This is a genomic window from Streptomyces sp. CNZ287 (genome assembly GCF_007827615.1).
In genome coordinates, this window is the sequence record NZ_VISV01000002.1 from 222,569 (window position 1) to 242,601 (window position 20,033).

Genomic DNA, 20,033 nt, shown 5'->3' on the forward strand with positions numbered 1-20,033 from the left:
GGGGGTTGCCAAGTGGCCGTGGCAGGGCCATAGTTTGGGATGTGAGCCAGTCCACACAGCCGTACCAGACGGGGGTCGTGACACAGGATCCCGGCTTGCCGGGATTCCGTTCGGGGGCCGGTGCGGTGCGGTGCGGTTTCGAGGTGCCAGGTCGGGCGGACGCCGTTATGGTCGCCCGCCGGCTGGCCCGCGAGCAGATGCACCGCTGGGGGGTGGAGGGCGAGGTGGGGGAGACTGCCACCCTCGTCCTCTCGGAACTGGTGACCAACGCACTGCTGCATACGGGGAGTCGGCGCATAGGGTGCGAACTGCGCTGTAGCGCCGACCGCCTGCGGCTGGCCGTCACCGATCAGGGTGTCGAGCCGGGAAGCCTGCGGGTGCAGCGGTCGTCCGCGGACGAGCAGGGTCGGGGGCTCCTGCTCGTCACCGCGGTCAGCAGTAGCTGGGGGGCATACGACGCGCGGCCCGGCCCGGGTCTGGTGGTCTGGGCGGAGCTGCAGCGCGAGGTGTCGGCGGCCGGGGGGGCCGCCGCGCCGCGCGTTTCCGGTTCCCGTACCGGGGCCGGCCCAGCCGCCGGTGAGCGGGCGGCCGGATGATGCGCACCGAGCCCGGCGGCCGGCTCCGGCTGGCCGTACCGGGCGCGGGTGCCGCGGCCCTCGGCTGCGACGCGGTGGGCGTGTCGCAGCGGATCGGCTACGACGTCATGGCCCGGCTTCCCCGCGTGGGCTGTGTCTTCGCCGACGGCAGCCGATGGTGGTGGATCGTGCCGGCCGGCGCAGGTCTCGGCCTGCAGTGGCCGCGGAGCGTGCACTACGCGCCGGGCGCCGATATCTCGGGGGCGGCCGCCGGCACCGGCGGGCCGGCGGCCGTACCCCGGCTGGTGCACCGGCCGGCCGACGGGGTCCCGTACACGCCGCCGATCCCGCTCTTCCTGGCGGTCTGCCGGCGTACGGGTGTCGAGCCCGCCTGGTCCTGCGATGTCGCCCTGGCGGCCGCGGGCCGCAGCGACGCCGCCTGAGCACCCGCGGCGGCCCGGCCGGCGGGCACCTCCTTGTTTCGGTTGCGGGGGAGGAGCCCGCGGCCGGCCCGCCGCGGGAATGACGAACCGCGGCCCGCGGCGCGGGTCCCGCGGATCGTGTCGTTCGCGCGTGCGGTGGCTACCGCGCGGTGCCGGGGTTTACTCAGTCCCGGCTGCGCAGCGCGACCATCGCGTCGTAGCTGGCCTCGGCCGCCCAGATCGAGCCCTGCGGCTCCTGCGGAGCTCGGTCCTGCTCCCAGAAGTACAGCGGCAGCCCCGGCGCCCGCAGCCCGCTGAAGAAGCGGCGGAAGTCCAGCTCGCCCTGGCCGAAGACGACGTCGCGGTACTGGTTCGTCAGCGCCGGGTCCCGCACGCCGTCCTTGACGTGGAAGGCGATGTAGCGCTGCGGGGCGGCGTTGACGTAGTCCAGCGGGTCGAACTCGCCGAGCTGGTCGCGGAACCTCACCGAGGCGCCGAACGCCCAGAGGATGTCCAGCTCCAGGAAGACGTACCGCGGGTCCGTGCCGCTCAGGAAGAGGTCGTGGCGCCGCTCGCCCGGCCGGTCGGTGACCGGGCCGAACTCGTTGGTGTGGTTGTGCTGGTAGATCTTGAGCCCGTAGCCGCGGGCCACCTCGCCGGACTCGTTGAAGCGGTCGGCGCCGGCCTGGATCTCCGCCGCCGTACGGCCGGGGAAGTCGCTGGCGGTGCCGACGTAGTCCATGCCGAGCGCGGCGGCGTTCTCGAACTCCCGCTCGCGGGTGCTCGCGTTGAGCAGGGCGTCGAGCCCGAGGTGGGCGCCGCCGGCGCACAGCCCGTTGTCGTCGAGGAGCTTGCGGAGCTTGGGGACGGTCATGTCCGGCTCGGCCGGCGAGGTGTAGCCGGCGAACTCGATGTGCTTGTAGCCGATCGCGGCCAGCTCGGTGAGCACGGGCGTGAAGCCGCGCTGCTGGATCTGGTCGCGGACGCTGTAGAGCTGCAGGCCGATACGGCCCCGGGGGATCAGGCCGCCGTGGCCGGCGGCGGCGGGGGACGCGAAGGCCCCGGCGCCCGCGGCCACGGCGGCGGTGCCGGCGGCGGCCCTGAGGAATCCACGGCGGTGCAGGCTGGATTTGCTCATGTCGGATCTCTCCTGCGAAGTTCGGGTGTGGATGTGGTGGGAACCGCGGGGTGGCGTACGTGCGCACGCCACCCCGCGCCGTAGCGGAAGGTCAGCCGACGATCTTCATGACCGCCCGGTCGCTGCCGGTGAGGCCGCCCGGGTCGGTGTACTCGGCGACGAACACGCCGGTGACGTTGCCCTCGGACGGGTCGTGGCCCGCCACGGGCTCGGTCTGGACCGTGCCGGTGCAGCCCGCGGTGGTGCTCTGCGGGTGGCCGTGCGCGTCATGGCCCACGATGTAGTGCACCTGGACCTTGCTGCAGTCGACCTCGGCCTCGTCGGTCACCGTGACCTCGAACTGCACCGCGTCGCCGAAGTGGAACTCCTGCTGGTTGACGGGCTTGACGAGGGTGACGACCGGGGCCTGGTTGCCCACGGTGATGTCGACGTCCTTGTACGCCGCCCGGCCCTTGCTGTCGGTGACCTTCAGGGCCGCCTTGTAGGTGCCGTCCTCGGTGTACGTGTGCGAGGGGCTGACGTCGGTGGAGTCGGTCCTGCCGTCACCGTCGAAGTCCCAGGCGTAGCGCACCGTGTCGCCGTCCGGGTCGGTGGTGCCGGCCGCGGAGAACCCGACGGTCAGCGGCGCGAGGCCCTTGACCGGCGTGGCGGTCAGCGCGGGCTTCGGTGCGTGGTTGCCGGTGCGGCCGATGTAGTCGATCCGCGAGAGCTGCGCGTCCGGGTTCTCGGAGAAGTAGCCGTCGCCGTACTCCAGGACGTAGAGGGCGCCGTCCGGGCCGAACTCCAGGTCCATGGGGTTGTCGACGGGCGGCTGCCCGACCCCCTGGGCGACCGGGTTGATCGCTTCCACGGCGCCGGAGCGGTCGAGCCTGAACTCCCTGATGTAGTCCCGGCCCCACTCGGCGAAGAGCGGTGTCCCGTCGTAGTACCGCGGCCAGGCCACGGCCCGGTTCCGCGCCTCGGTCGCCGGGTCGTACTCGTACGCCGGTCCGGCCATCGGGGCGATGCCGCCGGTGCCCAGGCCCGGGAACTCCGCGGACTGACCGTAGGAGTACCAGACCTCCGGCTGCTCGACCTCGGGCAGCTCGGTGCGGCCCGTGTTGTGCGGCGAGGCGTTCACCGGCTTGGCGCAGTCGAACCGCGCGCCGGAGGTCTTGGTGGCGAAGTCGTAGTCGTTGTACGGCATCTTCGCGGTGGCGCAGTACGGCCAGCCGTAGTTGGCAGGCTCGTCGAGCACCAGCCACTTGCCCTGCCCGGCGGGGCCGCGGGTGTCGCTGGCCGCGCGGGCGTCGGGGGAGTAGTCGGCCACGTAGACGTCGTCGGTCTGCGGGTCGATCTCCATCCGGAACGGGTTGCGCAGGCCCATGGCGTAGATCTCCGGCCGGGTCTTCTCGGTGCCCGGCTTGAAGAGGTTGCCCCTGGGTATCGCGTACGAGCCGTCGCCGCGGACCTTGATGCGCAGCACCTTGCCGCGCAGGTCGTTGGTGTTCCCGGAGGTCCGCTGGGCGTCGAACGCCGGGTTGCGGCCGTCCCGTTCGTCGATCGGCGTGTAGCCGTCGGACTCGAACGGGTTGGTGTCGTCACCGGTGGTCAGATAGAGGTTGCCGTCGGAGTCGAAGGCCATGTCGCCGCCGACGTGACAGCAGATGCCGCGGTCCACCGGGACCTGGAGGATCTTCTGCTCGGTGGTGAGGTCGAGGGTGTCGCCCTTGAGCTTGTACCGGGAGAGCTGCAGGTGGCCCTTGTAGCGGTCCCAGTCCGCCTGCGTGCCCTGGAAGGGCGCGTCACCCTCGTTGACGGGGGTGTCGGGGTCGTCGACGGGGGTGTCCAGCGGCGGCGAGTAGTAGAGGTAGACCCACTTGTTCTTGCTGAAGTCCGGGTCGATGGCGACGTTCTGCAGCCCCTCCTCGTCGTGCTGGTACACGTCGAGTTCGGCGGCGAGCTTGTTCACGCCGGTGCCCGGGTCGTTGAGCCAGACCTTGCCGGCGCGGGTGACGTGCAGGACTCGCTTGTCCGGCAGGACGGCCAGGTCGAGCGGCTCGCCCGGGCGGTCGTTGAGCGTGATCTTCTCGAAGGCGTTGTCCGGTGGCGGCTGCTCGGCGGCTTGCGGTGCCACCGCGGTCGCGCCGGGCGCGACCAGCAGTGCGGCACTGACCGCGCCGGCGGCCAAAAGGGCCAGTTTACGTAGCATTTCCCCTCCCGGGGGCTGGACGACAAGGCGGCTGGACACGCTCCTGGGTGGTCGGCCCGTTCGCGCCGTCCTTGATCGGCCCGCGCGCTGCGGCTCGTGCGCGGCTTCACGTCCCCCCGCCGTCCACGTCCCGACATGTGACGGCGGCCGGTTGGAGATTAGACCTCTTTAGACGAAACGCCAATGCCTACGGCCAGGATTGGCATCACTTTGTCTTTGGAAAGAGCAAACTAGGGTGCGGTCACGGACGGTCCGGCCCCGCCTGGCGGGGCCGTACGGGAGGGGAGCGGGAGGGCGCCGCGGGGTCAACTCGCGGACGGGCCGCCGACGGGCACGTCGGACTCCTTGCGCTGCCGCGGCAGCAGCAGCACCGGGGTGTCCTGGTGCTGCAGGACGATGTTGCGTACGGGGTGGGCGATCTCGATGCCCTCTTCCCGGTAGCGCAGTTGCAGCCGCTTGATGAACTCGTGCTTGATCCGGAACTGGTCGCTGAACTCGAGCGCGCGGAGCACCACGGAGAAGCCGGCGCGCGAGTCGCCGAAGGTGTGGAAGCGGACCACCGGGTCGTGGTCCGGCACGCCGCCCTCGACCGCCGCCATGACCTCGTGCGCCACCTCCACCGTCACCCGCTCGACCAGGTCGAGGTCGCTGGAGAGCGCCACGCCCGCCTGTACGACGATGGACAGCTCCTGCTCGGGGCGGTGGTAGTTGGTCATGATGGTGCTGGCGAGCTGGTCGTTGGGGATGACGACGAGGTTGTCCGACTGGGTGCGGATCACGGTGTTGCGCCAGTTGATGTCGGTGACGTAGCCCTCCTCGCCGCTGCTGAGCCGGATGTAGTCGCCGACCTGCACCGTCTTGGAGGCCAGGATGTGCACCCCGGCGAAGAGGTTGGCGAGGGTGTCCTGCAGCGCCAGCGCCACCGCGAGGCCGCCGACGCCGAGCGCGGTGAGCAGCGGGGCGATCGAGATGCCCAGGGTCTCCAGCAGGATCAGCAGCCCGATCGCCAGCACCGCGATGCGGGTGATGTTGACCAGAATCGTGGCCGAGCCCACCCCCTGTGAGCGGACGCCCATGAGCTGTGCGACCACCCGGGCCGCGGCCACGGTGACCGTCAGGATGAGCACGGCGACGACGATCTGCTCCACCGTGTGCTCGACCGGGCGCTTCAGCGGCAGCGCGGCGGCGGCGATCGAGACGCCGCCGGCCAGCGCGCCCCAGGGGGCCATCGTGCGCAGCGCGCCGACGAGGATGTCGTCGCCGGCCCAGCTCGTCCGGGTCGCGCCCTTGCCCAGCCAGCCCAGCAGCACGCGCAGGAGCAGGCCGGCGCCGATGCCGCCGAGTATCGCGGAGCCGGCGACGACCAGATCGTGCAGAGTGAGGGCTCGGTTCACCTTGATACCTGTCTTCGTTCGGGGACGGGGGCGTCCGGACGTCTGTGCGATCCGGCGCGTTCGCCATCCTGCCGTATGCGGCGGGGCAGTTGGCGCCGTGACCGTAGGAACCGGACGATCCGGTCCCGTTCGCGCGCGTGGGCCGCGCCGTTGCGGAGGCGGAAGTTCAGGGTCAGCCCTGAGGCGCGGTCCGCACCGCGCGGCTACGGTGGTCGGCACCGGCTCCGCTCCGCGGCGGGCACGCGGGGATGCGCGGGGGACGAACGGGGGCGCGCGTGGGGGATCGCCGCGGAGCGGCGGCCGGCACCGCGGCCGGGTGCGGCGCGCCGACGCGGCCGGCCGCGTGCGCCGCCGGTCCGGGGCTGCCGCCGCGGGGGGTGCGGCCTGCCCCGGCGGGAGCGTTCAGCCGCGCAGATACCTGAGCACGGCCAGCACCCGTCGGTGTCCCGAGTCCTCCGACTCCAGGCCGAGCTTGGCGAAGATGTTCCGTACGTGCGTCTCGACGGTCTTGCCGCCGATCACCAGGTCCCGCGCGATGGCCTCGTTGGAGCGCCCCTCCGCCATCAGCGCCAGTACGTCCCGCTCCCGCGCCGTCAGCCCGGCCAGCGGCTCCGCCGCGCGCGGCGACCGCATCAGGTGCGTGACCACCCGCGGGTCCACGACGCTCTGGCCCGCCGCCACCCGGTGCAGCGCTCCGGCCAGCTCGTCCGCGTCGGCGACCCGCTCCTTCAGCAGATATCCGAAGCCGCGCGGGTCCTCGGTGAGCGCCCGTACGACCGTGCCGGTCTCGACGTACTGCGAGAGCAGCAGCACGCCCGTGCCCGGATGCCGGGCGCGGATCGCGGCCGCGGCCCGCAGCCCCTCGTCGGTGTGCGTCGGCGGCATCCGGATGTCGAGCAGCACCGCGTCCGGGCGGTGCCGCTCGACCAGGGCGAGCAGCGGGTCGGCGTCGCCGCACTGCGCGGGGACCGCGACGCCCGCGTCGCCCAGCAGCCGGACGATGCCCTCGCGCAGGATCGCGGAGTCCTCGGCGACGATCACTCGCACGGCAGCTCCGCGACCACGCGCGTACCGCCGCCGGGCGGGCTGTGCACCGTGAGGACGCCGCCCACCGCCGAGACCCGGTCGGCCAGACCGCGCAGCCCGCCGCCGAGGTGGTCGTGGCGGGCGCCGCCGATGCCGTCGTCCACCGCCTCGACGACCAGCCGGCCGTCACGGTGGCGGGCGCTGACGCTGACCGCCCGGGCGCGGGCGTGCTTGGCGGAGTTCGCCAGCGCCTCGCTGACGGTGAAGTACGCGGTGGCCTCGACGTGCGGCGCGAAGCGCCGGTCCTCCGCGGCCACCACCACCGGCAGCTCCGCCCGCCCGGCCAGCTCCCGCAGCGCGGACGCCAGCCCCTCGCGGGTCAGTACCGCCGGGTGGATGCCGTGCGCGAGGCCGCGCAGCTCCTCGACGGCCAGCCGCAGGCTCCGCTCCACCTCCGCGACCGAGCGGCGCAGCTCCTCGTCGGGGTGGTCCGCCAGGCCCTTCTCCACCCGGCGGAGCGTCATCAGCGCGAAGACCAGCCGGGCCTGCGCCCCGTCGTGCAGGTCGCGCTCCAGCCGCCGGCGCTCGCTGTCCGCGGCCTCGACGACGCGGGCGCCCGCCGCCCGTGCCTCGGCCTGCAGCCAGACGTTCTCCAGCGCGAGCCGCAGCGCGGCGACCGCCGAGCGCAGCAGCTCCTCGTCCTGCGCGACCGCCGGATCGTGGCGCAGCAGTGCCAGCGGGGCGCCGCCGGCCGCGTCGATCCGGGTGCTGCCCGTCGCGGCCTCCTCGACCGGATCACCCGCGGCGTCCACGTAGGCGCCGGCCGCGGGCCGCCACACGCCCAGCCGCAGCCCAGGGTCGCCGAGCACCGGCACCAGCGCCTCGCGCAGCCGCCCGGGGTCCGGGTCGCCGCCGACCTCCATCACCAGGCCGCCGACCTCCGCGCGCTGCAAGCGCATGCGGAGGAGTCCGACGAGGAAGGCGAGTGGCACGGCGGTCTGCGCCACGTCCGAGAACACGCCCACGGCGCCCTCGACCGGCTCGCCCGCGGGCACGAGCACCACGAGCACGTCCCAGAGCAGGAAGGAGGTGGCGACCAGGACGGCGAGCCAGGCCGGCAGCAGCGCGCGGCGGCGGGCGGCGGAGGCGCGCCGCCAGCGGCGTACGACCGCCACCACCACGGCGAGCGAGACGGCCCAGCCGATGGCGCGGAAGCCGGCGTCGAACGTGGGGAAGAGGTCGCTGAGCGCGGGGGTGAAGAGCGGGTTGGGGCCGCAGTCGCGGCAGGCGAGGTAGGAGCCGCCGGGGTGGGCAGCCGGATCGAAGGCCAGGGTGCGCAGCAGGCCGCCGGTGGCCACCAGGCCGTAGCCGAGGAGCACTATCCGGCGGGTGGCGGGCGAGCCGGTGCGGCCGTCGGGGTAGGCGAGGACGAGGTGGGCGAGGACGGCCACGTTCAGGCCCTCCCACCAGGCGCCGAGGGCGAAGAGCGCCGGGATCGTGGTGCCCTGGAGGTTGCCGATGAACCAAGTGATGCCCACCGCGGTCATCAGCGGCCCGGTGGCGTTGGCCGGGCGCCGCCACCAGGCGGCGAGGCCGGCGCCCGCGTAGGCCCAGCCGACGGCGAGGTCGCGCAGGAGGTCGGCGGTGGAGGCGCCGGTGCCGGCGTACGCCCAGGCGCCGACGCCGCCGGAGACGACGGCGGCCAGCGCGGCGGCCACCGTCCAGCAGCGCATGACCTGCGTCGGTTCCGGGGAGTGCACGGGCCAACGCTAAGCCATCCGGAGGGGTGCATGTCGCCGCGAGCGGGCCGGGAGACGACCCTGGCGGGCCGTCTGACCTGGGGCGGGACCCCGGGGAAGGCGGTAGGGACTACCGGAAGGGTGAATTCCGGCGGTCGGTGTGACGGGGTGACGGAAAGCCGGGACCCCGTCGTCCGGCGGGGGAGAGAGAGTGCCGGACGGCGGGGTCCCGGGGATCAGGTGCGCGCGGGGCGGGCCGCCGCCGCGGGGACGGTGCGCGGCCGGCTCAGTAGGCGCCCCAGACGTTGTCGATCGAGCCGTAACGGTCGGCGGCGTAGTTGCACGCGGCGACGATGTTGGCGACCGGGTCGACGATGTTCTTGGTGGTGCCGGGCACGTGGTAGGCGTCGAACGTGGGCGGGATCACCTGCAGCAGGCCCTGTGAGGGGACGCCGTTGACGGCGTTGATGTCCCAGTTGTTGACCGCCTGAGGGTCGCCGCTGGACTCACGGATGATGTTGCGGTGGATCCCCTCGTATGTGCCGGGTATGTCGTGGCGCTCCATGACGTCCATGGCCTGCTTGATCCACTCGTCCAGGTTCGTGCCCTTCGTCGCGTGCACGGGGGACGAGGACGACGAGGACGGCGCGGAGGGCTTGGCCGGCGCGGCGGGCTTGGAGGGGGCGGCGGGCTTGGCCGGTGCGGAGGGCTTGGAGGATGCGGCGGGCTTGGAGGGTGCGGAGGCGTGGGCGGAGGCAGGGGCGGCGCTCTGCGGCGCGGCGGCGACGGCCTGCGGCGCGACCGCGCCGGTGAGGGCTACGGCCGCGGCGGCCCAGCCGCCTGCGGCCAGCAGTCGTCGGCGGGCGGCGGCGGGACGCAGAAGGGTGGGAGCAGACATGTGAGCGGGTCTCTTTCCGTGTGCCTACGTGGGGGGACAGCCGCCCGGAGTCGGCAAAACGGGCGACTCGGGAAGTTTTAACGGACACAAACCGGGAATGTCACGCACCCCTGTTACTACCGCCCGTAGTGCGACAAGCCGGAAAGGATGCCCCCTCGCTGAGGCACCGGGCGCCCCCGTGCCGGGAGGCGGAGTACGACCGCGCTTCGTATGTGACGCAGCCCATGTGGGGGAGGTCACAAATGAAAGCGGGCGCTACCCGCTGAAACGGACATGTCCGTCTCTTGGTCTGCAACCTGCCACGGGTGCCCGGGGCGGGGCGTCAGCCGGTCAGCTCCTTGGTCATCGGCGCCGGGAAGCTGACCACGAGCCGCTGCTCCGCGAGCCAGCCCTCCAGCCGCTCCGCCTCCGCCGCCACGGCCCTGCGAGCCTCGGCGCCGCGGTCGGCGAGCAGCCGGTGCACCACGGCGCCGTCCCGGCGCTGCGCCCAGGCGCCGATGATCTCGCCGCGCCACCAGACCGTGGGCCCGGCGTTCCCGGCGCTGTCGAAGAGCCTCGTCCGGTGCGCCGGGTCCGTATACCAGTCGCGGTCGCGCCAGCCCATCGTGGCCGGGTCGAGGCCGGGCAGCAGCGCCGCCCACGGGCCGGGGTCCGGATCCTCGCCGAGATCGCCCGGCAGGACGTATCCCACGCCCGCGTCGAGCGCCGCTTCCTCCGCCCCCAGCTCTGCCAGCGCGGCCCTGACCTGGCGCAGCGGCAGCCCGGTCCACCACCTGACGTCCGCGAGCGTCCCCGGCCCGAACGCCGCCAGCCAGCGCCGCACCAGCTCGGCGCGCGCCCGCGCCGGGTCCATCGGAGCCACCGGCGGCGCCACCGCGAAGCGGAACTGCCCCGACGTCCAGCCGCCCAGCGGCCGGGTGCGCCGGATCCGGCCTTCCATGCCCAGCACCCGCATGACCCCGCTGCCGGCCCGGGGGCGTGACTCGTACGGCTTCCCCGGAGAGAGGGTGTACCTCAGGGCCAGCTCCGGCACCGCCGCCGTGACCTCGGCCGCGCTCGCCTCGCCCAGCTCCGCCAGCGCGGCCAGCGCCCGCTCTTCCGCGGCGGTCAGCCACGCCTCGTCGTACTGCGGCCCCGCGGTGCCGAGCTGCTTCACCAGCAGCGCGCGCTCGCGCGCGGCGACGGTCTCGCCGACGGCGAAACGGAAGACGGGCACCAGCTCCGTGGGCACCACCCACAAGGTGCGCCGCATGGCGTGCATGCGCTGCAGCGACCCCTCCTCGTACAGCGCGCGGTCCAGCGCGGCGAGCGACGGCTCGCGCAGCCGGGCGCGCGCGGACAGCGCGACGGTCGGCGAGTCGGTCGCGTGCAGCCCCGCGAGCGCCTCCGCCACCTCCTCGGGCGACGTGGCGCGGGCCGGGCCGACGAGCAGGTGGCGGTGCGCGAGCCGGGCGCGGCGCTGCGCGGTGGTGATCACCATGCCGCCACCCTACGGAGCGGGTCTGACACCGGCCCGTACGCGACCGCGGGAGCCGCCCCGGCGCGGGTGCCCCGACCGCCTGCGCCGGGTGCCGCCAGGCGGCGGGACGCTGGGCCGCGTCCCCTTCTGTCCCCTCTTCCGGGCCCGCCGGCCGTCCCAGTCCTTCCCGTCCCTCTAGCTTGATCTTTAACCTGTGCGCACGCCGCACAGGTTAAGACCAAGCTAGTCCTCCCGGACCACCGCCACCGGGCACGGGGCCAGGTGCAGCACCCCGTGGCTGACCGGGCCCAGTTGTATGCCCGTCGCCCCCGCGCCCGCCGTCGCGTCCGCGAGCGGAGTGCGACGGGCGCCGAGGACCACCAGGTCCGCCTCTGCCGCCGCCGTCAGCAGGGTGTCGCGCGGCAGGCCCTCCGGCGACTGCCGCTCCAGCGGTACGTCCGGATGGCGCTCCACCGCCGCGCGCACCGCGCGGCCCAGCGCCCACTCCGCCTCCCGCATCCGCGGGTCGGGTGTCCCGCCCAGGGTGTGCGCGTGCGTCGCCACACCCCGCTCCGGCGAGCGCCACGAGTGCACGGCCGTCACCCTGCAGCCGCGCGCCTGCGCCGCCCGGAACGCGAAGTCCACGGCCGCCGGCTCCGCCCCGTCGTTCCCGGTGCCGAGCACGATCCGGCCGAACTCGCCGCGCCGCGCAGCCTCTTCGCCCCGCACCACCACCACCGGGCAGGCCGCCCGCGCCGCCACCGTCAGCGCCACCGAGCCCAGCGGCAGCGCGTCGTGACCGCCGCGGCCCCGGTCGCCGACGACCAGCACCGTGCCCTTCTCGGCCTCGCGCAGCAGCGCAGGCACCGGATCGCCGGAGAGGAGCTCCGTCTCCACCTCGATGCCCCGGCCCTGTTCGCGGGCGCGGTCCGCCGCGGTCACGAGGACGTGCTCCGCCACGCTCCGGCCGCGCGGCCGGGCGACGGCGAACTCCGGCCACGTGCGCTCGTACGGCTCCCACAGCGGCGCGTACACGATCCGCAGCTCCGCCCCGCGCCGGACCGACTCGGCCACCGCCCAGTCGAGTGCCGCGAGGCTCGCGTCCGAGCCGTCCACCCCTGCCACCAGCTTTCTCATGCCTCCGAGGCTTGCACATCGCGCCCGGCGCGGGCGAGGGGGCGCACTTCCCCTTGACGTCCGGGGCGCGCCCCGCGGGCGCCCTCTGCCGCCGTCGCCACCGGTGCTCCGGGGGCCGCGGGGGAGCACGGCGCGGGCCGCGCGCCCCGTGTGCGCCGGGCAACACCGCCCGCGCCCGGGCCCGTCCACGGCGCCCGCAGGCGTGCCCGCGAAGCGCCCCGTACGGCCGGGCTCTTGGACGCGTTCCGTTGCCCCGGCCTCAAGTGATCTGGCACACAAGGAGCGTGGCCTTGTGTGCTACTCACGAGTTGGTCATACTCGGCGAGTTGTCTGGCAGTGATAAATCTGTTCGCTGCTTGGCATGCGCATGTCCAACTAAATCCTCCAAGATCCGCCCCTCAGCGGGTGGATCCAACCCCCCATAGGAGGCAGCACGTTGAGGTATCGAGCCATATCCAAGAGCCGGTACGCCCTCGCGGGCGTCGGCGCCGCCGCGCTGATCGCCGGCAGTCTGACGCTCGCGACCGCCAACGCCAGCACGAGCGAGCCCGTCGCCGACACGCTGTCGTCGGCCGCCGCGGGTGAACTCGCCGGCACCCTCGTCCAGGACCTCAAGGGCGGGGCAGCAGGGGCGTACTACGACGCCCAGGCGAAGGAACTCGTCGTCAACGTCGTGAACGACGAGGCAGCCGAGCAGGCCGAGGCGGCGGGCGCCCGTGCGCGTACCGTCGACCACACCACGAAGGAGCTCAAGGCCGCGAAGGCGGACCTCACGCAGGGCGCCATTGCCGGCACGTCGCGCGCGCTCGACCCGGTCACCAACCAGGTCGTCGTCACCGCCGACAGCACGGTCAAGGGCGCGGAGCTGGCCCAGCTCAAGAAGGAGGTCGCGGCGCAGGACGGCAAGGCCGTGCTCAAGCGCACCGCGGGCACGTTCAAGCCGTACATCTCCGGCGGCGACGCCATCTACACCGGCGGCTCCCGCTGCTCGCTCGGCTTCAACGTGACCAAGGACGGGGAGCCCTACTTCCTGACCGCGGGTCACTGCGTCGAACTCGGCGGCAGCTCCTGGTCCGAGTCCTCGGGCGGGCCCGTCATCGGCGAGGCCGAGGCCGCGACCTTCCCGGGCAACGACCGGGCGCTCGTCAAGTACACGGCGGACGTCGAGCACCCGAGCGAGGTCGACACCTACGACGGCAGCGCCCAGGAGATCACCGGCGCGCGTGAGGCCACGGTCGGCGAGACCGTGCAGCGCAGCGGCAGCACCACGCAGCTCCACGACGGCAGCGTCGTGGCGCTCGACGTGTCGGTGACCTACCCGGAGGGCACGGTCGACGGTCTGATCCAGACCGACGTCTGCGCCGAGCCCGGCGACAGCGGCGGCGCGCTCTTCGCGGGCAGCGACGCGATCGGCCTGACCTCGGGCGGCAGCGGCGACTGCACCAACGGCGGCGAGACGTTCTTCGAGCCGGTGGTCGCGGCCCTCGACGAGTACGGGGCCACCATCCCGTAACCGGAGCGCTCCACGCACCGGCGCAGCACGTACGACCCGGGCCCCCGGCACCGCGCGCCGCGCGGTGCCGGGGGCCCGGCCGTCAGCGCAGCACCCGGAGCGCCCCCGGCAGCACCTGCGCCGTCAGCGGCACTCCGGACGCCGGGATGCCGTCGGCGGCGTACGGCATCGGCCGGTCCGCCTCGACCCGCACGCGCCGCCCGCGCAGCGTCTCGCCGCGCGTCCGCGTCGGCCGCCCCGGGCCGCCGCCGAGGACCGCGACGTCCAGTGCGCCGTCGTCGAGCAGGACGCCGGGTCCCGACCCCGGGGCGGCCGGGGCGCCGTGGCAGGGGGCGTTGGCGAGGACGGCGGTGTGCCCGCGCAGCTCGTACGGCGTGCCGTCCACGGTGATCCGGAAGAGCGCCGACCGCCGCGACGCCAGCGCCCGGCCCGGTGCCGTACGGGCCGCGCCCGCGCCGATCCACACCGCGCCGAGCGCGAAGGACCGCGTCTCGCCGTCGACCCGCAGCACGTCCACCGGCCGCGGCTCGCCGTGCAGCAGCAGCTCCGCCAGCTCCTCCGCCGCCCGCGGCAGCCCCAGCGCCCGCGCGACCGCGTTGCGCCCGACCGCACCGGGCACCAGCCCGCACACCGCGTCGCTCTCCGCGAGCGCCCCGGCCACGGTGCCGGCCATCCCGTCGCCGCCGACCGCGAGCACGGTGCGCCCCGCCCCGGCGGCGCGTTCGGCCAGCTCGGCGGCGTGCCCGAACCCCCGGCTGTACTCCGCCTCGACCTGCGCGCCCGCGCCCCGCAGGGCCCGTGCCAGCGGAATGAGCGCGGCCGCCCCGGCGGCCCGGCCGGCGGCGGGATTGACGAGGGCGGTGAATCGGCGCATGGCGGCCTCCGGTTCGGTGGTGCGTACAGCGGTCAGGAGGTCACCGGCGAGCCGGGGGCGGGCGGCCCGCGCGCCGGCCGGACGGCCGTCCCGTACCGGACGGGCCGTGCGGGCGCCGCCGCCCGCTCACTCGTCCGCCCCCGGCAGCAGCACGCCCGGGTTGAGGACGCCCGCCGGGTCCAGCGTCGACTTGACCGCCCGGAGGGCCGCCACGGCCAGGGGGCCGATCTCCCGGGCGTACCACGGGCGGTGGTCCGTGCCCACACCGTGGTGGTGCGTGATCGTGCCGCCGCACTCCAGGATCGCGTCGCTCGCCGCGCCCTTGGCGCGCTCCCACGCGCCCAGCGGGTCGCCGCCGCGGGCGCCGACCACCGTGAAGTACAGCGACGCACCCGTCTCGTACACGTGCGAGATGTGGCACATCACCAGCGGCGGCGTCCCCGCCGCCGTCAGGGTCTCCGTGAGCGCACCGCGCACCGCCTCGTACAGCCGGGGCAGCGCCGGCCAGAAGGCCGCCGTCTCCAGCGTCTCCGCGAACGCCCCGGCGTCCAGCAGCGCGTCGCGCAGGTACGGGGCCCGGTAGCGGCCCGCGGCCCAGGACTCGCCCGGCTCCGCGCCCAGCGACTCCCCGCCCGCCGCCCGCAGCACGACCCGCGCCGCCGCGCGGCGGTCCGCCGTCTCGCCCGCCGCGCCCTCGTACCCGGTGACGACCAGGCAGCCGCCCGGCGAGGAGCCGTCCGGCGCGCCGAGGTCCTCCGGGCGCGCCAGGCCCACCATCGTCTCGGTCTCGTCGGACAGCCGCAGCACCGTCGGCAGCGGCCCGTCCTGCGCCAGCGCACGCAGCGCCGCCGCGCCCGCGTCGAAGGAGCCGAACCGCCAGCCCTCGTACGCCCGCACCTGCGGCAGCGGCCGCACCCGTACGGTCACCGAGGTGATCACCCCGAACGCGCCCTCGGAACCCAGCACCAACTGCCGCAGATCCGGCCCCGCCGCGGAGCGCGGCGCCCGGCCCAGCCGCAGCGTGCCCTCCGGCGTCGCCACGGTCAGACCCACCACCATTTCGTCGAACCGCCCGTAGCCCGCGGACGCCTGGCCGCTGCCGCGGGTCGCGGCGAAGCCGCCGACGGTCGCCCACTCGAAGGACTGCGGGAAGTGCCCGAGGGTGAACCCCCGCTCGCCGAGCAGCCGTTCGGCCTCCGGCGCGCGCAGGCCCGCGTCCAGCTCCGCGGTGCGCGCGACCTCGTCGAGCGCGGCCAGCCGGTCCAGCCGGCGCAGGTCGAGGGCGATGACGCCGGAGAAGCCGCCCCCGTTCGCGTACGGCGCGAGCCCGCCGGTCACCGACGTGCCGCCGCCGAACGGCACCACCGCCACCCGCCGCTCCGCGCACGTGCGGAGCACCGCCAGCACCTCGTTGTGGCCGCCGGGCAGCACCACCGCGTCCGGCGCGTCCGCGACCTCCCCGGCGCGGATGCGCAGCAGGTCGGGCGTGGACTTGCCGCGGGTGTGCCGCACCCGGCCCGCCGCGTCGGTGCGTACGTGCGCCGCGCCGCCCGCCGCGCCCGCGAGCGCGTCGAGGACGTCCGCGCCGAGCCGCGGCGGCGGCACGTCGAGGCCCGCGAGGGCCACCGGCGGGGTGTCCGCGGGCCGTACCCCCAGCAGGTCGCGCAGCAGGTCGCGGACGCCGTCGGGGAGCGGTGCCGCCTGCCCGGGGTCGCCCCACCCGTTCCACAGCATGTCCAACGCGAACCTCCCGTACGGGCCCGGCACCCCGGCCGGAGGGGTTTCCTCGACCGCTATCCTCGTTACACTGTGACAGGTGAAGTCGAAACGTCACAAGCCCTCGCTGGACGACCTCGCGCTCGACGCGCTGCGGGACTGCGTCCTGGCCGTGGGCGTGCGCCGCACCACGCTCACGGACGTGGCCCGCCGCGCGGGCGTGTCGCGGATGACGCTGTACCGGCGCTGGCCCGACGTGCAGTCCCTCGTGGGCGATCTCATGACGCGCGAGTGGATCGGTGTCGCGCGCGGGGCGCTCCCCGCCGCGGACGGCGCGGCGAACGCGCGCGAGGTCCTGGTGGCGGGGCTCACGGAGGGCTCGCGCGCGCTGCGCGCGCACCCGTTGTTCCGCAAAATCCTCGACGTCGACCCCGAACTGCTGCTGCCGTACATGCTCGACCGCCGCGGCGCCAGCCAGGACGTCCTGCTCGACCTGATCGCCGAAGACGTCCGCAAGGGCCACGCCGACGGCTCCGTACGCGAGGGGCACGCGGTGCGGCAGGCCAGGGCCGCGCTGCTCGTCGTGCAGTCCTTCACCTTCTCCATGCGCACCATGACCGACGAGGACGACCCCGACCTCGGCACCGCCGCGTTCGAGCACGAGCTGCGCGGGGTGCTGGAGAGGATGCTCTCGCCATGACCGTGCAGCCCGCCGGCGGGCCCGCCGGCCCGAGTGCCGCGAGCGCGGCCGACGCCCCCCGGGACTTCTCCCTGAACGCCCGCCGCCGCACCCGCGAGCTGGCCGCGCTGGCGGCCGGCGAGCGCGTCGACCTGCTGGTCGTCGGGCTCGGCGCCACCGGCGCGGGCGTCGCCCTGGACGCCGCTGCGCGCGGTCTCTCCGTCGCCGCGATCGACGCGCACGACCTGGCGTTCGGCACGTCGCGCTGGAGCAGCAAGCTCATCCACGGCGGGCTGCGCTACCTCGCCTCGGGGCAGGTCGGCATCGCCCGCGAGTGCGCGGTGGAGCGCGGCGCGCTGCTGGAGCACATCGCGCCGCACCTCGTGCACGCCCAGCCGTTCGTCATCCCGCTCACCCCGCTCACCACCCGCGCGCAGGCCGCCGTCGCCTGGGCCGGACTGCGCTCGGGCGACCTGCTGCGCGCCGCCGCGCGCACGTCCCGCGCGGCGCTGCCGCCGCCCCGCCGGCTCTCCGCGGTGGAGACCGGGCAGCTCGTCCCCGGGCTGCGGCGGTACGGGCTGCGCGGCGGGCTCCTCTCCTGGGACGGGCAACTGACCGACGACGCCCGGCTGGTGACGGCAGTCGCGCGGACGGCCGCGGGGTACGGGGCCCGGGTGCTGACCCGGGTCCGTGCGGAGGAGCTGACCGGCACCGGCGCCGTGGTCCGCGACGAGACGACGGGGGAGCGGCTCCGGATCCGCGCCCGCGCGGTGGTCAACGCGGCCGGGGTGTGGGCCGGTTCGCTGGTCCCGGGGGTGCGGCTGCGCCCCTCGCGCGGCACGCATCTGGTGCTGCGCGCCGAGGCGCTGGGGATGGGGCGCCAGCCCGGCGGGGCCGGGGTGCACATCCCGATCCCCGGCGCGACGGGACGGTTCGCGCTGGTGCTGCCGCAGGACGACGGCCGGGTGTACGTGGGGCTGACCGACGAGCCGGTCGACGGCGAGGTGCCGGACGTGCCGGCGGCGCCGGAGACGGACGTCGGCTTCCTGCTGGACGTGCTGGACTCGGCGCTTGACGTGCCGGTGCGCCGGTCGGACGTCGTCGGCGCCTTCGCCGGGCTGCGCCCGCTGCTGGAGAGCGACGGCAGCACCGCCGACCTCTCCCGCAGGCACGCGATCCGCACCTCCCCGGACGGCGTGGTCACCGTCGTCGGCGGCAAGCTGACGACGTACCGGCGGATGGCAGAGGACGCGGTGGACACGGCCGTGTCCTGCGCGGGACTGACCGCGGGCCCGTGCCGCACCGCCCGGCTGCCGCTCGTCGGCGCCGCGCCCGCGGCGGAGCTGGCCGGGCTCGACGCGCCGCGCCGGCTGGTGCAGCGCTACGGGACGGAGGCGCCTGCGGTGCAGGCGCTGGCCGCCGCCGAGCCGGCACTTGCCGCGCCGGTCGTCCCCGGGTATCCGGTCACCGGCGCCGAGCTGGTGTGGGCCGTACGCCACGAGGGCGCGCTCGACGAGGCCGACCTGCTGGACCGGCGCACCCGGCTGGGGCTGGTGGCGGCGGAGCGGGCGGCCGCGGTGGCGGCCGCCCGCGAGGTGCTGTCCGCGGTGCGGTCGGCGGTCAGGCCAGGCCGTTGAACACGGGGTAGTAGCCGCCGGACTGCCCGGCCGCCGTGGGGTGGTACGAGTCACCGATGGGGAAGGTGACGCTGTGCAGCCATTCGCTGTCCGAGCAGATCTCGTGCCCGGAGAACGTCGGCCGGACGTCGCCGTACGCGAAGCCGTGGTCGGCCGCGCGCTTGGCGGTCACGTCGCTCAGGAGGTCCGAGGCGCCGTTGATGGCGGCCCTGGAACGCTCGCTGATGCCGAAGAAGCAGCCGCCGTTGAGCTTGTACATCCGCGGGTAGCCGAGCACGACCACCTGCGCGTTGGGGGCGCGGGCGGTGATCGCGTCGTAAGCCGCGTCCAGCCGCCCCGGAAGGGTGCCTTCGATATAGGTGCGCGCCTGGTTGATGCGGTTGATACAGGCCGACTCGCCCTGGAGCACACAGGTGGTCATGGCATCGGCGAAGCCCGCGTCGTTGCCTCCGATGCTGATGGAGACGAGGGAGGTGCCGGAGTTGAGCGGGCCGAGCTGGTTGTTGATGACGTCGTTGGTACGGGCGCCGGAGCAGGCGGTGAAGGAGAAGGACGCCGGGGCGTGCGCGTTCTTCCACAGCACCGGGTAGGCGTTGTTGCTGCGTTTGCAGTCGCCGCTCGCCGAGTCGTACGAACCGGCGCCCACGCCGGAGGCGTAGGAGTCGCCGAGCGCTACGTAGTTTTCGGCGTAGGCGCTCGAGCCGGCCGCGCTCTCGGCGGCCTGCGCGGGCACGCTGCCGAGCAGCGCCACTGTGGTGGCGACGAGGAAACCCAGCAGCAGCCGCAAGGGCCGGGCAGTTCTCATGGAACCCCCTGGGGGTGAGGTTGTACCGAGTGGTAACCACACCCTGCCCCCTGAGACCCATGTCCATGCCAAGTTGCAACTGCGCGCCTGTGATGAGCCGTTCAGTCCGTGTGACGCGCGTTCATCAGGGCATGAGCTGATAATCGGGGAATTTGCCCGGCGGGCGTTCGCCCGCCGGTCCCTCGGTGACGCCCAGCCGGGCGTCCATGCAGGCGAGTACGGCGACCCTGCCGGCCGGTGTCCTGGCCGCCGGATCGAGCGGGGCGAGGGCCGCGCCGCCCCGGCGCCGGGCGAGCAGGTCCTCGGCGCCGGTCATCCCAGCGCCCCGCGGGCCAGCCGCGCCGTCTCCGACGGGGTGGTGCCGACCCGTACGCCGGCGGCCTCCAGGGCTTCCTTCTTCGCCTGGGCCGTGCCGGAGGAGCCGGAGACGATGGCGCCGGAGTGGCCCATGGCCTTGCCCTCGGGGGCGGTGAAGCCGGCGAGGTAGCCGACGACGGGCTTGGTCACGTGGGCCTTGAGGTAGTCCGCGGCCCGCTCCTCGGCGTCGCCGCCGATCTCGCCGATCACCACGACGAGTTCGGTGTCCGGGTCGGCCTCGAAGGTGCGCAGGCAGTCGATGTGCGTGGTGCCGACGACCGGGCCGCCGCCGATGCCGACGCAGGTGGAGAAGCCGAGGCCGCGCAGCTCGTACATCAACTGGTACGTGAGCGTGCCGGACTTCGACACCAGGCCGATGCGGCCGGGGCCGGTGACGTCGGCGGGCATGATGCCGGCGTTGGAGAGGCCGGGGGAGAACAGCCCGGGGCAGTCGGGGCCGACGAGCCGTACGC

Annotated in this window: 17 protein-coding genes and 1 pseudogene; 5 read left to right on the plus strand and 13 right to left on the minus strand. The window is 74.7% G+C overall.

The window, feature by feature from the left end:
* Window positions 1-143: 143 nt before the first annotated feature.
* Together FB457_RS05210 and FB457_RS05215 are read left to right on the plus strand one after the other, a co-directional pair.
* Window positions 144-596, plus strand: coding sequence for an ATP-binding protein (locus tag FB457_RS05210; protein WP_253911143.1), 453 nt, complete (start codon window positions 144-146; stop codon window positions 594-596).
* On the plus strand, window positions 593-1,018 hold the full coding sequence (locus FB457_RS05215) for a hypothetical protein (RefSeq protein ID WP_047014670.1): 426 nt from the start codon (window positions 593-595) through the stop codon (window positions 1,016-1,018). Before FB457_RS05210 ends, FB457_RS05215 begins: the two co-directional genes overlap by 4 nt.
* Window positions 1,019-1,181: 163 nt before the next feature.
* On the opposite strand, the gene FB457_RS05220 is transcribed toward FB457_RS05215, so the two are convergent.
* The 8 genes from FB457_RS05220 to FB457_RS05255 form a co-directional block, all read right to left on the minus strand.
* A complete protein-coding gene (locus FB457_RS05220; RefSeq protein ID WP_047014669.1) occupies window positions 1,182-2,135 on the minus strand; it encodes a sugar phosphate isomerase/epimerase family protein in 954 nt (317 codons plus the stop codon).
* A gap of 91 nt (window positions 2,136-2,226) precedes the next feature.
* Window positions 2,227-4,326, minus strand: coding sequence for a PQQ-dependent sugar dehydrogenase (locus FB457_RS05225; RefSeq protein ID WP_047014668.1), 2,100 nt, complete (start codon window positions 4,324-4,326; stop codon window positions 2,227-2,229).
* A gap of 305 nt (window positions 4,327-4,631) precedes the next feature.
* Window positions 4,632-5,720: a mechanosensitive ion channel family protein gene (locus FB457_RS05230; RefSeq protein ID WP_047014667.1), complete on the minus strand. Its 1,089-nt coding sequence runs from the start codon at window positions 5,718-5,720 to the stop codon at window positions 4,632-4,634.
* A 402-nt stretch (window positions 5,721-6,122) separates the two neighbouring features.
* Window positions 6,123-6,761, minus strand: a complete 639-nt coding sequence (locus FB457_RS05235; protein WP_047014666.1) for a LuxR C-terminal-related transcriptional regulator — start codon at window positions 6,759-6,761, stop codon at window positions 6,123-6,125.
* Complete coding sequence (locus tag FB457_RS05240; RefSeq protein WP_253911142.1) at window positions 6,758-8,506, minus strand: sensor histidine kinase; 1,749 nt, start codon at window positions 8,504-8,506, stop codon at window positions 6,758-6,760. The genes FB457_RS05235 and FB457_RS05240 overlap by 4 nt, the downstream gene beginning before the upstream one ends.
* A 265-nt stretch (window positions 8,507-8,771) precedes the next feature.
* Window positions 8,772-9,383 carry a transglycosylase SLT domain-containing protein gene (locus tag FB457_RS05245; protein WP_145780988.1) on the minus strand — a complete coding sequence of 204 codons (612 nt, stop codon included), beginning with the start codon at window positions 9,381-9,383 and terminating at the stop codon, window positions 8,772-8,774.
* 322 nt (window positions 9,384-9,705) lie between these two features.
* The gene (locus FB457_RS05250) at window positions 9,706-10,863 is read right to left on the minus strand and encodes a winged helix DNA-binding domain-containing protein (RefSeq protein WP_047014664.1); all 1,158 of its coding nucleotides are present in this window, start codon (window positions 10,861-10,863) and stop codon (window positions 9,706-9,708) included.
* Window positions 10,864-11,085: 222 nt separating this feature from the next.
* A complete protein-coding gene (locus FB457_RS05255; protein WP_078898132.1) occupies window positions 11,086-11,979 on the minus strand; it encodes a universal stress protein in 894 nt (297 codons plus the stop codon).
* A gap of 436 nt (window positions 11,980-12,415) precedes the next feature.
* Here FB457_RS05255 and FB457_RS05260 point away from each other — a divergent pair, with 436 nt between their 5' ends.
* Complete coding sequence (locus FB457_RS05260) at window positions 12,416-13,492, plus strand: S1 family peptidase (protein ID WP_047014661.1); 1,077 nt, start codon at window positions 12,416-12,418, stop codon at window positions 13,490-13,492.
* Window positions 13,493-13,574: 82 nt separating this feature from the next.
* Here FB457_RS05260 and FB457_RS05265 read toward each other — a convergent pair whose 3' ends face one another.
* Both FB457_RS05265 and FB457_RS05270 read right to left on the minus strand, forming a co-directional pair.
* The gene (locus FB457_RS05265) at window positions 13,575-14,366 is read right to left on the minus strand and encodes a diacylglycerol/lipid kinase family protein (RefSeq protein ID WP_047014660.1); all 792 of its coding nucleotides are present in this window, start codon (window positions 14,364-14,366) and stop codon (window positions 13,575-13,577) included.
* A gap of 126 nt (window positions 14,367-14,492) precedes the next feature.
* On the minus strand, window positions 14,493-16,100 hold the full coding sequence (locus tag FB457_RS05270) for an FAD-binding oxidoreductase (RefSeq protein WP_186461927.1): 1,608 nt from the start codon (window positions 16,098-16,100) through the stop codon (window positions 14,493-14,495).
* Between the two features lie 82 nt (window positions 16,101-16,182).
* Between FB457_RS05270 and FB457_RS05275 the strand changes: the two genes are divergently transcribed.
* Window positions 16,183-16,782, plus strand: a complete 600-nt coding sequence (locus FB457_RS05275; protein WP_047014658.1) for a TetR/AcrR family transcriptional regulator — start codon at window positions 16,183-16,185, stop codon at window positions 16,780-16,782.
* On the plus strand, window positions 16,779-18,398 hold the full coding sequence (locus FB457_RS05280; protein WP_047014657.1) for a glycerol-3-phosphate dehydrogenase/oxidase: 1,620 nt from the start codon (window positions 16,779-16,781) through the stop codon (window positions 18,396-18,398). Before FB457_RS05275 ends, FB457_RS05280 begins: the two co-directional genes overlap by 4 nt.
* Here the strand turns inward: FB457_RS05280 and FB457_RS05285 are convergent.
* The 3 genes and pseudogenes from FB457_RS05285 to FB457_RS05295 form a co-directional block, all read right to left on the minus strand.
* Window positions 18,382-19,203, minus strand: a complete 822-nt coding sequence (locus tag FB457_RS05285) for a GDSL-type esterase/lipase family protein (protein ID WP_222439485.1) — start codon at window positions 19,201-19,203, stop codon at window positions 18,382-18,384. The two genes, FB457_RS05280 and FB457_RS05285, sit on opposite strands and share 17 nt — an antisense overlap.
* Window positions 19,204-19,327: 124 nt before the next feature.
* Window positions 19,328-19,519: a hypothetical protein gene (locus tag FB457_RS05290; protein WP_047014655.1), complete on the minus strand. Its 192-nt coding sequence runs from the start codon at window positions 19,517-19,519 to the stop codon at window positions 19,328-19,330.
* Window positions 19,516-20,028: pseudogene (locus FB457_RS05295) on the minus strand (succinate--CoA ligase subunit alpha); the annotation flags it as partial. The pseudogene FB457_RS05295 and the gene FB457_RS05290, both read right to left, overlap by 4 nt.
* Window positions 20,029-20,033: the final 5 nt, after the last annotated feature.